This window comes from Streptomyces sp. NPDC048185, from assembly GCF_043202495.1.
GTDB lineage: Bacteria > Actinomycetota > Actinomycetes > Streptomycetales > Streptomycetaceae > Streptomyces.
Genome location: NZ_JBIDAN010000001.1, coordinates 1,175,835 through 1,187,503, shown reverse-complemented (window position 1 = coordinate 1,187,503; position 11,669 = coordinate 1,175,835). Strand labels below are relative to the sequence as shown.

Sequence of the window (11,669 nt, the reverse complement as noted above, 5' to 3'; positions counted from 1 at the left end):
ATCAGTGTCCTTCTTCGGGTGCGGCGTCGTGTGCGGGGTCGGGTCCGGGGCCGGGTGCCGTGCGGTGCGCCGCGTCGGTTCCCGCGGGCGCCGGGGCGGGCTCGTCCTGCCGGCCGCGGCGGGTGCCCGCCGCCCAGGCGGCCGCGACGGCGGGACGGCCGGGCCCGGCGGCGGGCTCGGCGGCGCGGCGCGCGGCGACGGGAGCCTTGGTGCGCCGGCGGACGGTCAGGCCGCTGGCGGTGGTGGCGGGCGGGGCGGTCTGCGGTTCCGGATCGGTCTGCGATTCCCGGGCGGCCCGGGGTTCCTGGGCGGTCCGGGATTCCTGGGCGGTCCGGGATTCCTGGGCGGTTCGGGATGCCTGGGCGGTCTGCGGGCCGGGCCCGGCCCCGGGGGTCTGCGCCGCTACGGTCGCCACCGCCGCCGGTACGGCCAGCGGCACCGACTCGGTCCCGGGAACCGGCCGGGCGGCGGGCGGCTCCGGCTGCGTCGCGGGCGCCGACGGCGCGGAGGTGACGGCGGGGCCGGCCGGTCCCGGTGTGACGAGCAGGTTCTTCGGCAGCACGATCATGGCCCGGGTGCCCTGGTAGATGTTCGGCGCGGTCAGTTCGACCCGGAAGCCGTAGTTCTCCGCCAGCAGCGACGCCACACGCAGCCCGGTCTGGGGGTGGGCGCCCAGGCGGGTGATGTCGTCGCGCTGCTCGCCGGACATGACGTCGCTGGCCCACAGCAGCCGCTCGTCGTCCATCCGCAGTCCGGCGTCGTCCACGACCAGGAAGAACGCGTGATGGCCCTGCTCGAGCGACACGTGGACGCTGGCGGCGGGCGGGGAGTAGCGCAGCGCGTTGTCCAGCAGCACCGCGAGGGCGTGCACGACCGCCTCCACCGCGCGTCCCTCGACCGCGACGGTCCCCATCTCGGGGTGCTTGATCCGCTCGTACCCCTCGATCCGGCCCATCGCCGCCCGCACGATGTCGGTCAGCGAGGTGGCGGGCCAGCGCCGCGAGAGCTTGTCCCCGGCGAGCACGGCGTACCCCGACGCGGTGAGCAGCATCTGCTGCGTGAGGTGGTCGATCTCCACCAGCGTTGCGTACGCCTCGTCCGAGATGTGCCGCCGCACACCCTGGCTGACGGACCGGCCGAGTCGCGCCGCGCGGGCCACGACGTTGTTGGCGAAGCCGCGCACGGCGGCCCGGGCGACGCCCAGGGACTCCTGCCGCACCTGCGCGATCTGCCGTTCCGTGTCCTGCCGGAACTGATCGGCGGTCCGGGCGGCCGCCGCCCGCTCCTGCGTCCGTATCTCGCCCACCGCCGAGGCCAGCGCCCCGGGGAGAGCGAGCAGCCGCTCGGCGAGCGGGGTGCCGTCGAGGTTCGGCGGGACGGTGAGCGCGCCCTTGCGGACGTCGCCGCCCCCTCCGGCGCCGGCCGCCGCGGGGATCACGGTGGTCGCGAAGTGGCCCACGCACTGCTCGGCCGCGAGGAGCTGCAGGGTGAGCCGGTCGGCGTGCCGGCGCAGCAGTTCGGCCTGGCGCTGGGCCTGATCGCGTGCGCGCCGGAAGTACCAGGCGGCCCCGGCTCCGGCCACCGCCAGCAACAGGGCGACGGTCAACAGCAGTTCAGTCATCGGGTCCTCACGGATGGGGAAGCCGTCGGTGTGGGGTGGGCGCCGGTCCCGGCGGCGGCGGTGGGGCCGGAGCGGCGGTCGCCGCTGAGGCGTCCGGGAGCCGGGCTGCCGGGCCGGTGCCGCGGCTGTCGGGGACGCACTGAAGCCGCCCCACGACGGCGAGGGTCCTCAACAAGCCAGAAGCAGCCGGGATCTGTCGATCCGCGGCAAAGGGACGCGGCGGCCCCCGACGCTCTCCCGCGGCACCACCCGGGACCGCGCCCCCGTCACGCCTCCACGTGCCGAGGACTCAGCGATGCCGACAACGGTGGGTGTGCACGACATGGATCTCCAGGGGGCGAGCGCAGGGCCTGCACGAGCGGTGGGGGCCGACGACGGAGCGGGCTCGCGACAGCGCAGGTTCGTTCCTGCAGGACCTGAACTGCCGTGCCCGCCATGGGCGTTCGGCAGGGACCATACCGCTTGTGCTCACGCGTTGTGGCAGCTCAGTGACTACGGATGGCCGGTCCTGGAAGTATGAGGCGAAAAATGCACGGTTGGCGGTCAACTGGCGTTGGCCGAAAACCAGTTGGTCTTCGAGCGGGCGTCCTGCTAGTCAGCGGCCGGACTCGGAGTCGTAGGCCATCCGGGCCCGTTCGACCTTGACCAGGTTCTCGGTGGCCCACTCGGAAAGATGCGCGAAGAGCGGGGCGAGGCTGCGGCCGAGCTCGCTGATCTCGTACTCGACCCGGGGCGGCACCTCGGGGTGGTACGTGCGCACGACCAGACCGTCCCGCTCCAACTGCCGCAGCCGCTGGGTCAGCACCTTCGGCGTGATGCGGGCGATCCGCCGTTCCAGCTCCACGAACCGCTGACGCCCGTACGTGTGCAGGGACCACAGGATCGGCGTGGTCCACCGGCTGAACACGATGTCCACGACGGGACTGACCGGACAAGCCAGCTCGGGGTCGGTCACAGGGACGGCCTGGGCCGCCGTCCGGGCGGTTTCACGGGCCACGTGTACATCCCTCCCGGAGAGTCACTTTCCTCTGGGTACCTACTATACCGACGCTGTTAGCGTCTCCTCGTGCCCATCACCGGGCGCTCAACTGGCCCAACTTGCATGAGGAGTTACGCATGATCATCGTCACGGGGGCTACCGGCAACGTCGGCCGTTCACTGGTCGGGATTCTCGCCGCGGCCGGCGAGGCGGTCACCGCCACGTCCCGTGGGATCACCGAGGCGGTCGTGCCGCGAGGCGTCCGGCACCGGCAGGCGGACCTCACCGACGCCGAGACCCTGCGACCGCTCCTCGACGGCGCCGACGCGCTGTTCCTGCAGAACGGCGGCCCCAGCGCGCACCTGATCGACCCGCACCGGATCCTGGACGCGGCGAAGGCCGGGGGAGTGGAACGGGTCGTCCTCCTGTCCTCCCAGGGCGTGGCCACCCGCCCGGAGTCGCCGTCCCACGGCCAGGTCGGCCGCGCGATCGAGGAGGCCGTCGAGCAATCGGGCCTGAACTGGACGATCCTGCGCCCCGGCGGCTTCCACTCCAACGCGTACGCCTGGGCCGAGCCGGTCCGCGCCCACCGGACCGTCCCCGCGCCCTTCGGAGACGTCGGCCTGCCGACCGTCGACCCGGCCGACATCGCCGAGGTCGCGGCGGTGATCCTGCGGCAGGGCGGCGCCGGGGCGGGCGGCCACGCGGGCCGGACGTACGAGCTGACGGGGCCCGCACTCATCACACCTCGCCGGCAGACGCAGGCGATCGCCGAGGCCCTGGGCGAACCGGTCCGCTTCGAGGAGCTCACCCGCGAGGAGGCCGCCGCACGGTTCCTCCGCTTCATGCCCGAGCCGGTGGTGGAGACGACCCTGTCCATCCTGGGCGAACCGACCCCGGCCGAGCAGCGCGTCAGCCCCGACATCGAGCGCGTCCTCGGCCGAGCCCCACGCGACTTCGCCGACTGGGCGGCCCGCAACGCGGCGGCGTTCCGCTAGCCCTCGCCGGACCGCGTGCCCCGCCTACGGGATGGGCCGCACGCGATCCCGGGGGCTGCGGGTCCGCTCACTGGGCGCTCCAGCGATGCGGATGCCCGGGGTCGGCGGGGCAGGCGAAGACGTTCAGCTCACCGTGGTTGCCGACGACGACCTCGGTGGGCCTGGCGAAGGGGTGCGGCGGCAGGTCCCGGTCCTCGACGGGCTTCCAGCTGCGGCTGCCGCCGTCCCATTCGGAGGTGTCGACGGTGAGCAGCAGCTCCATGGGAGCCGCGCACGCCCGGCAGTCCATGGCGTACGGATCGGTCCGGTGCCAGGACGCGTAGCCGCCCGCGCGCCATCCGGGCGGTATGGAGAGGTCGTACTGGTAGCCGATCGGGTCGACCGCGTCGCAACCGCAGCTGGAGTCGGCCGCTTCCTCGGCCTCCTCCTCCAGCGCCTCGTCCCAGGCGTCGAGCCGGTCGCACAGCTCCTGGGGGAGCAGACCGGCGAAGGGATAGGTGACGACCTGCTCGGGGTGCAGCACACAGGGCTCGGGCACGTACCCGGCGTAGCCGACCACCTCCGGCAGCGGCGGCGCGGCCAGCACCTCACCGACCTCCGCCGACCTGCGCCACCGCAGGTGCAGGTACGGTCCGTACCCCGTGGCGCCGTGCGCGTCGAAGGGACACCAGAACACCTGGAGCAGGTCGCAGCCGTCGGGCCCGGGGCGGAGGTCGGGAACGTCCCGCCGGTACAGCTGGGCGAGGCCGATCATCGGCACCGGAGCCGTCTCGGAGACGTCGGGCACCCGGTGCTTGCGCTTGAGCTCGTCCAGGAGGCCGCGCTCGGCATCCGTGAGCCCGGTCCCCCGCTCCTGCGCCGCCGCCCACACCTCCCGCTCCCGACGGATGTCCGCGAGCCGCCGCCCCCGGTCCCGCCCGTGCGGCTCGACACACACGGGCCAGTCCTCGTCCACGGGCCACAGCAGGGGCCCGCCCACGGAACTGTCCGTCGTGTCCGGGCTGCCCGCCCGTGGGTGCAGCCGGGTGGTGGTGCCCCGGTGCCCGGCGAGCTCGGGGAAGAGCGCCTCGATGTCGACCGGGCGGGGCGGGGTGGTCCTCGTCATGGCGCCGACTCTCTCACCAGCGCGGACGGGATGGTGCGCCGGTCCCCCGCCGACTGCCCAGGCCCACCGCCCGATATCCGATACCGCGCGACCGGCGGCGGCACTAGGTTGATCGGTCGACGCCCCGACCACCACCACCCGCAGGAGCCTCCGCCGTGACGCACCCCGTCGACCACGAACTGATCCGGGCCGCGGCCGACGTCGCCCGCACGCGCAGCCACGGCGACAACCACACCATGGCCGCCGCGGCCCGCACCCGGGACGGCCGCATCGTCACCGCGATGAACGCGTACCACTTCACCGGCGGCCCCTGCGCCGAGCTGGTCGTCGTCGGCGCGGCGGCGGCGCAGGGCGCGTACGAGCTGGACACGATGGTCGCCGTGGGCGACCGCGACCGGGGCGTGGTCCCCCCGTGCGGCCGGTGCCGGCAGGTCCTGGCCGACTACTTCCCCGACCTCAGGATCATCGTGGGCAGGGCCGCGGAGCTCCGGACGGTACCCATCACCGACCTCCTGCCGGAGACGTACGTCTGGGCGGAGCACCAGGTGGAGGTGGACGGGGCGGGGACGGTGTCCTGAGCGTCCTTCGGGGAAGCGTTTCGTCGGGGGCAGCAGCGGGGCTTAGGCATCCATCTCGTCGATGTGTGCCTGCAGCACGCTCGTGATCTCTTCCAGCCCGCCGTCCGGCGGAATCTGCGCGTAATCGGTGACACCGATCTCGAGTGCCATCTCGCTGGTGAAATGCACGAGATCCGGGGTGGGAGCGTAGTGGTCGCGCAAGAACCGGGCCAGCACAGCCGCCTCCGGGGCGGCTGCGTCCAGGGCCATGACGCTGCCTACATTCGGGTACGGGGCACTGACGAGCCCTTCCAGGCGGCTGCCCCCGCCCAGCGGCATGTCGAAGGAAAGGGAGTTGGCCTGCTGAGGGCCCAGCGCGCCGACGGGCTCGATCTCGGTACCGGGGAAGGCCTGCATGAGACGGTTGGCGAAGTCGTCGAGATCGATGTCCCAGGCCGTCGCGTTGTCCACGGGCGGCGCGAAACTGTAGGTGGTGCGTCGGGCGTTGGGGTCCGTCATGTCTGCCTTTGCTAGGGGACGTAGCGTGCGGTGCCATTGACTCCGCTCATGGCCATCATGCTCTGCCAGTACGGAGCTGCCCGCTTGTCGTTCGTGACGATTTCAAATCCGCGGATTTCGTCGTTGCGAGGGTCCTCGAGTGCGGCCCTGTACCGGGCCATCTCGTTGGCGTCCTTCACATACATGCCATCGCGGTGAGGGTCGAAGACGATTCGCTGGGTCTCGGGGTCGATCTTCGGTGGGGTGCCAAGGGTCTGGTTGACCTTGCTTATGCTCCGGAACGACTTGCAGCTTTCGGGATCACGAACGTGCTTTGCATCGATGGCATAGCCGTCGACCTTCCGCATGCCGTCGATCTTGAGGCCGGCGCGGCTTTTTCCGACCCCGGGAGGGAGCGGCACCTCACGCTCTGGGTACCCGGCAACGCGCAACTGGTAGGCGTTGTCGGGGTGTGCTGCGCCTCCGCCGCCGGCGAAGCCGTGGGCCGGGAGAGTGTGAACCCAACTGTCGAAGCGTTGCTGCTCCGGCAAGCTGAGTATTCGGGTACTGCCGGGCGCCGGTGGGATCGGCTCCCGGTCCAGGTTCGGATCGTACGTACTGCCCATCGGCAGGATGCTCGGTGCCTGACCGTGGTAGGACGCCACGACGACGGGTACCGGGGCACCCCAGGGGACTGGAAGCAATGGCAGGCCGGGTATCAACGGTCTGTCAGGCTTACTGCCTGGTGGCAGCTTGGTGCGCTTCTCCGAGGAATCCAAGGCATGTGCCACATCGCCCAGGTCGCGTATGTACGAGTCGTTGAGGACTACGTCCTTGAGTCCGCCGTCGTAACCGTTGCCGCCGAACATGGGGGAGTCCCACGGAAGGTCGAATGAGAACGGTTCCGTCTTGTGGCGGAGGATGTTTTCCTTGGCGTTTTCCACGTGGTCGGCGTACCGATCGCAGGCCTTTGACAACTGCGTACAAGCAGCGACAAGGTTTGCGAACAGCGGTTCGTCCGGGTTGGCCTGGTCATTAGGGCAGACGAAGCCGACGTTGTTCGCAAAATAGCGACGGAAGGCTTTCGCGGCCTCCCCGGAATGAGCCTTGTTCGCTGTGTCCGCGTAGGTCTGTGCATCGGTGAGAAGCCGATTGATCAGCCGACCGCCGGCGCGCCACGACCCCGCCACATCACGGAGTTTCTCCGGTGAACCACGGAAACGATCGCTCATCCCGCCGGGTGCGTACTGGTCCCATGACGACGTCTCGCCCACCACTTCGGGGAGCTCTTGACCCAAGCCCAGGAATCGCTGGTCACATGATTGACCCGGGTCGCCCATTGTGTAGGTCAAGTCAACCTGCTTCTGCAGGATGGCCGAGGCCACTTCACTCTCGCGAGCCATGAACTCGCGGACGGTCCGCATCAAACCTTTGCCGGATTCGCCGATGATATAGGCGCTGTGACCAAGAAAGTCCAAAGTCTTCGATGCCGCCTGCTTATACACCTTCGCAAACTCGGCCCCGGCGTCATCGTCACCGGCCATGCCGTGCTGTCTTTCGAGTTCCACGGACAAGGCCACCGTTGCTTCCACTGTGGCTACCATGACGGTGTCGGCCAGCCCCATCGAAGCCTTGATCATGTTGTCCGTGATGACCTGCAGGTCGGGCGGCAGCCTCACGTGTAACCTCCCCTTACCTACCTCACGTGACGTCGCGCAACGACGGACCTTTCTATCGCGATCGAGACTGCCGGGCGACGGTGGGGCCTTGTGGTGGCTGAAATACGGCTGTTGGGGTGTGCAGGTCACGGCCGGCGCACAGGCGGTTACGTGGTGGCGGATGCCTGCCATCGTGCGAAACGGCCGGCGAGGTGGCAGGTGTCGGAAGGGGCGGTGGGACCGTGTGGCCACGGGTGAACGGCATGCGAGCACTGGAGCTCGGCACGCCGGGAGGGATGCGGGAGCGGCTCAACGCTCTCGTCCTGGCAGGGCAGAAGACCGCCACCACCGGGCTGCTGGCCGAGTACGTGGAGGAGACGGAGGGTCTGGAATTCGAGGGTGAGCGCTTGGCGCTGCTCGGCAACGACGGGGACTGCGTCGCCACCATCGAGATCACCGGCGTCGAGCTGGCTCCCTTCGGCGCAGTGACGTGGGAACACGCCGCCGCCGAGGGGGAGGGCGACCGTTCCCTGGACGAGTGGCGGACCGGTCACAGACGCTTCTGGGAAGCCATCGGCACACCGGTGGACGAGGACACGCCGCTGGTGTGTCTGCGGTTCCGGGTGGTTGCGGCTTCGTAGTGGGGTGACCGCGTGGGTTTCACGGCTGCCGCATCGGCAGCCTCGTCCCTGTCGTCGGTCACGGCCACATGGCCGCGCCCGGAACACCGGCCTTGAGTCTCCCCGGGCGTTGAAGCCCGAGCCGTCGAAAGCCCGCCACAGCGGTGGGTGCGACGGACGATCGCCCGTCACGTGTGCTTCCCTCAGCCCCGGACCGGGCATCAGCCACGCTTGATCGTTGATGGCGGGTGCGCCACGCCGACCTGGCGGCCGGACGCGCAGGCCCGCCCCGTGCCTGAAGGGGTGGAGGTACGGCGGGAACCTTCGCCTATAAAGACACCCGACAGCGCTCACGCCACTGACGTGCAGGAACGCGAGGAATGTGATTCAGATCTGGATATAGCCATCCTGTACTGAATGAATCGCCTAGGCTATCCAGTCCCGAATCGCAGGTGTCAGCACTGGAACAGATCAGTCAGTGCTGCACGCCGTCCATTCACCCTTGGGAGTACTCTGTGCGTGCGGCCCGGCGAGTGACCCGGATCGAGACCGTGAACAAGCGGACCGGTGAGGTGAGCGACTTCACCGTCCACTCCTCGGTCCCGGCCGCGCACGGTCTCTGGTTCAGGGGAGGTGGCTTCACCACGATGGGATACGCGGCCCACAATGCCCTGGCCGACGCCGACCTCAGCGTCAGCGCGTACAAGCTGTTCCACAAGATGTGCGCCCTCCAGAACCGCAAGGACCACGGCCTGGTCCTCATCGAGAGCCAGGCGAAGTTCGCCGAGCAAGTGGGCATGTCGCAGGCTTCGGTGTCCCGCAGCCTCAAGCAGCTCGCAGCCCAGGGCTTCATCTACCCCGACGGCCGCAACTGGCGCATCCGGCCCGACTTCGTGTTCAACGGCAACGGTGCGGCACAGGGCGAGGCCGTGCAGAACATCCCCGCCGGCGCTCCCGACCCGTACGCCGTTGGGCGCACGGACCTGACGGTCATCGAGGGCGGAAACGAGGGACAGACCGACGACCGGGCGTGACGTGCCCCGCTCACGCGGGTTTCGCGGCCATCGTTCACGGGCGGCGATGCGACGGCAGGGTCGGCTCGGGCGAAAGCGGCGTCCAGTCTCGGTGAATAGGTAGTCCACTGGCATGATCACCTCATGTCAGTGGAGAATCCTCTATCCCTTGCCAAGCATCTCGAACCCACAGCCGACTTCAATCGGAAGAGCCGCACTGTGGCCATCCTGGCGACGTTGTTCTCCGTTGCAGCGTTGGCCGCGACCCTCTACGCATGGGAACCATGGGTAGACAGATCACCCTTCACCGCTCGCGATTACAATGCTGTGGGCTCAGCCTTGTTCACGGTGGCGGAGGGCGGTACATGCGTGCCCAATGACGCAGGGAAGAAAGTGGAGCTACTCGGCGAAGACAAGCGCGTCCTCGCCGTAACCACCTTCCCCGCTCAGGGGGAGATTCTGGCAGAGGAGTACGGCGAGAGCGCTGGCACCTGCTTCTTCTACGTCGAGTTCCCCGAGGTCCCTGGCGGCGAGGACGGCTACTACATACGAGGTGGCACGGAGTTCTTTCTGCCGGACGGCACGCCGGCGTCGTTGATACCTCAGAGTCAAGATGACTTGTCCAAGAGCCCGGAGTCGGCGCAGAAGGATTTCCGCAACGCCCGTCCCGTTTCCGACTAGAAGTTGCTCGCCTCGCACTGATCCTGTGGCCAGCCGTGCCGCGTCGCGCGCGTGAAGGAGAGCCATGCTCGGGCGCCCATTCGCGTCACCAGTGCGTCACCGACCTTGGTGTCGCGTACGAAGACCAGATCGCCGACGTGGGCGCACTCGACGCATTCACCGCCGGCGCCGTTGCTGTAGGAGGACTTGACCCACGAGCTGGGAAGCTCGGCGTTGCCGAGGTCATTGTTCACCGTATGTGTTCCTTCACGACATTTTTGATCATCTGTGCGGTTCGTCGCGGGCTCAGGGCAGATGCCCTCAGTTCGTCGAACGCCCGGGTGTACTCGCGGACATGAGGTTCGCCCTCCAAGTACATCGCATCGGTGATGCCGTCGCGGTACACGATGTCCGGGTCTTCCGGATCGGGGAACCCCAGCATGGTGAACGGTCCCGTCGTAGGGCAGGTACCGGCGTCGAAGGGGAGTATCTGAAGCGTCACGCTCGGTTGCTCCATGGCCTCCAGTACGTGTTCGAGCTGAGCCCGCATCAATGCTCGATCGCCGATGACTCGGCGCACGGCACCCTCGCTCACGATGAACCAGCAGTCCGGGGCCCCTGGGCCACTGAGCATCGCCTGACGCTCCCTCCTCACCCGTACGGCCCGGTCGATGTCGTCCAGGGACATGTACGAGCCGCAGGTGTGGAGTTCGCGGATGTAGGGCTCGGTCTGCAGGAGTCCGGGCAGGACTTCGCACTGGTACTGGCGGAGTGTGGACGCGTCCTGTTCGAGGCCGATGTAGATGGAGAACCACTCGGGCACTCCCGATCCGTGGACCTGCCACCAGCCGCGTGTCTTGGCCTGCCGGGCCAACGACTTGAGGAACTCCCGCAGCTCGTCGGTGGTCTCGTAGAAGCGACACAGCGCTTCCACATCGGACGGCTGGACGCGTCCGCTGCCGGTCTCCATGCGATTGACCTTGGAACCGCTCCAGTCGAGAGCCGCTCCCACCTGGGCGCAGGTCAGGGAGTTCTTCTCCCGCAGCTTCTTCAACTCGATGGAGAGGCGACGGCGACGTGCCGTCGGCGATCCGGCCATCAGGGCCTCCTTCGTCCGAACGGCGTTCAGTCTCCGTGCCAAGAGGTCCGTCCGCCAATCACCCGAAGGTGGGATTCTCTTCGTGCACATTGCACGACGGGATGCGTGCCGGCCATGCTGGCAAGCAGGACGACCGGTGCGGGACCGGTACGGCGCACTGGCGTCTGCACGGACCCACGAACCTGGAAGGTCGGAAGTGATCCCAACCGCATGCATGACGCAGCCGTCGTGGGTCGTGGAGTTCGCTGCTCTGGAGGAGGAGGTGGCGGGGCTACGACGCGACGTGCGGGCGCACCTCGGAGCGTGGGGACTGCAGGACCTCGTGGACGAGGCACAGCTCTGTGTGAGCGAACTCGTGGCCAATGTCATCACCCACGTGGGCACCGGCACCCCGACGACGCTGGCGGTCCGGCTGGACGGCACCTCCCTGCGCATCGAGGTCCACGACCCCGACACCCGCGCCCTGCCCACGCTCGTGGCCGCGGACTTCGAGTCGGAAGGGGGTCGCGGAATGGCGCTCGTCGGGGCGGTCACGGATCGGTGGGGCGTCCAACTCGGTGCCGACCGGAAGGTCACCTGGTGCGAACTCGCCACGGGGCTGCCGCCGGTGAGCGGCCATGACGGCTGTCTCAGGATGACCCGGGTCGAGGCGATGATCGGTCTGTACGGTGCCCATGGATCCAGGCCCGGACCGCGGCCCGGCAGGCTCGGCATCACCGAGGGGGAGGAGGCGGCGATCTGCGTGATCACCGACCTCCTCCACTGGCTCAGCGCGCACGGCCGCGACGCGGACGACGTGCTGGACCGTGCCCAGGTGCGGTTCGAGGCCGAGGTCTTCGAGGCGCGCTGGTGAGCCGAGGT

General features: G+C 69.1%; 13 protein-coding genes. 6 read left to right on the top strand and 7 right to left on the bottom strand.

The features are described from left to right. Position 1: 1 nt before the first annotated feature. Complete coding sequence (locus tag ACGF3H_RS05225; protein WP_362498992.1) at positions 2-1,621, bottom strand: ATP-binding protein; 1,620 nt, start codon at positions 1,619-1,621, stop codon at positions 2-4. Between the two features lie 595 nt (positions 1,622-2,216). Next, positions 2,217-2,618 carry a helix-turn-helix domain-containing protein gene (locus tag ACGF3H_RS05220; RefSeq protein WP_362498989.1) on the bottom strand — a complete coding sequence of 134 codons (402 nt, stop codon included), beginning with the start codon at positions 2,616-2,618 and terminating at the stop codon, positions 2,217-2,219. A 119-nt stretch (positions 2,619-2,737) separates the two neighbouring features. Between ACGF3H_RS05220 and ACGF3H_RS05215 the strand changes: the two genes are divergently transcribed. Then, positions 2,738-3,598 (top strand): NAD(P)H-binding protein, encoded by an 861-nt coding sequence (locus ACGF3H_RS05215; protein ID WP_362498987.1) that lies wholly within the window; start codon positions 2,738-2,740, stop codon positions 3,596-3,598. A gap of 67 nt (positions 3,599-3,665) precedes the next feature. Here the strand turns inward: ACGF3H_RS05215 and ACGF3H_RS05210 are convergent, their stop codons facing one another. Beyond that, on the bottom strand, positions 3,666-4,703 hold the full coding sequence (locus ACGF3H_RS05210) for a hypothetical protein (protein ID WP_362498984.1): 1,038 nt from the start codon (positions 4,701-4,703) through the stop codon (positions 3,666-3,668). A gap of 155 nt (positions 4,704-4,858) precedes the next feature. Between ACGF3H_RS05210 and ACGF3H_RS05205 the strand changes: the two genes are divergently transcribed. After that, positions 4,859-5,281 (top strand): cytidine deaminase, encoded by a 423-nt coding sequence (locus ACGF3H_RS05205; protein WP_362498981.1) that lies wholly within the window; start codon positions 4,859-4,861, stop codon positions 5,279-5,281. A gap of 42 nt (positions 5,282-5,323) precedes the next feature. Here ACGF3H_RS05205 and ACGF3H_RS05200 read toward each other — a convergent pair whose 3' ends face one another. Together ACGF3H_RS05200 and ACGF3H_RS05195 are read right to left on the bottom strand one after the other, a co-directional pair. Beyond that, on the bottom strand, positions 5,324-5,779 hold the full coding sequence (locus ACGF3H_RS05200; protein ID WP_362498979.1) for a hypothetical protein: 456 nt from the start codon (positions 5,777-5,779) through the stop codon (positions 5,324-5,326). A gap of 11 nt (positions 5,780-5,790) precedes the next feature. Continuing rightward, a complete protein-coding gene (locus ACGF3H_RS05195; protein WP_362498976.1) occupies positions 5,791-7,437 on the bottom strand; it encodes a restriction endonuclease fold toxin-2 domain-containing protein in 1,647 nt (548 codons plus the stop codon). Between the two features lie 242 nt (positions 7,438-7,679). Here ACGF3H_RS05195 and ACGF3H_RS05190 point away from each other — a divergent pair, with 242 nt between their 5' ends. The 3 genes from ACGF3H_RS05190 to ACGF3H_RS05180 all read left to right on the top strand — a co-directional run bounded on the left by ACGF3H_RS05190 (position 7,680) and on the right by ACGF3H_RS05180 (position 9,730). After that, complete coding sequence (locus ACGF3H_RS05190; protein ID WP_362498974.1) at positions 7,680-8,057, top strand: ASCH domain-containing protein; 378 nt, start codon at positions 7,680-7,682, stop codon at positions 8,055-8,057. A 530-nt stretch (positions 8,058-8,587) separates the two neighbouring features. Continuing rightward, entirely contained in the window at positions 8,588-9,070 is a 483-nt protein-coding gene (locus ACGF3H_RS05185; RefSeq protein WP_362498971.1) for a helix-turn-helix domain-containing protein, read from the top strand. 123 nt (positions 9,071-9,193) lie between these two features. Next, the gene (locus tag ACGF3H_RS05180) at positions 9,194-9,730 is read left to right on the top strand and encodes a hypothetical protein (protein ID WP_362498968.1); all 537 of its coding nucleotides are present in this window, start codon (positions 9,194-9,196) and stop codon (positions 9,728-9,730) included. On the opposite strand, the gene ACGF3H_RS05175 is transcribed toward ACGF3H_RS05180, so the two are convergent. Next, positions 9,727-9,963, bottom strand: coding sequence for a DUF397 domain-containing protein (locus tag ACGF3H_RS05175; RefSeq protein ID WP_362498965.1), 237 nt, complete (start codon positions 9,961-9,963; stop codon positions 9,727-9,729). The two genes, ACGF3H_RS05180 and ACGF3H_RS05175, sit on opposite strands and share 4 nt — an antisense overlap. Beyond that, the gene (locus ACGF3H_RS05170) at positions 9,960-10,808 is read right to left on the bottom strand and encodes a helix-turn-helix transcriptional regulator (protein ID WP_362498962.1); all 849 of its coding nucleotides are present in this window, start codon (positions 10,806-10,808) and stop codon (positions 9,960-9,962) included. The genes ACGF3H_RS05175 and ACGF3H_RS05170 overlap by 4 nt, the downstream gene beginning before the upstream one ends. A 214-nt stretch (positions 10,809-11,022) precedes the next feature. On the opposite strand from ACGF3H_RS05170, the gene ACGF3H_RS05165 reads away from it, so the two are divergent. Beyond that, positions 11,023-11,661 carry an ATP-binding protein gene (locus ACGF3H_RS05165; RefSeq protein WP_362498959.1) on the top strand — a complete coding sequence of 213 codons (639 nt, stop codon included), beginning with the start codon at positions 11,023-11,025 and terminating at the stop codon, positions 11,659-11,661. The last annotated feature ends 8 nt before the right edge of the window (positions 11,662-11,669 follow it).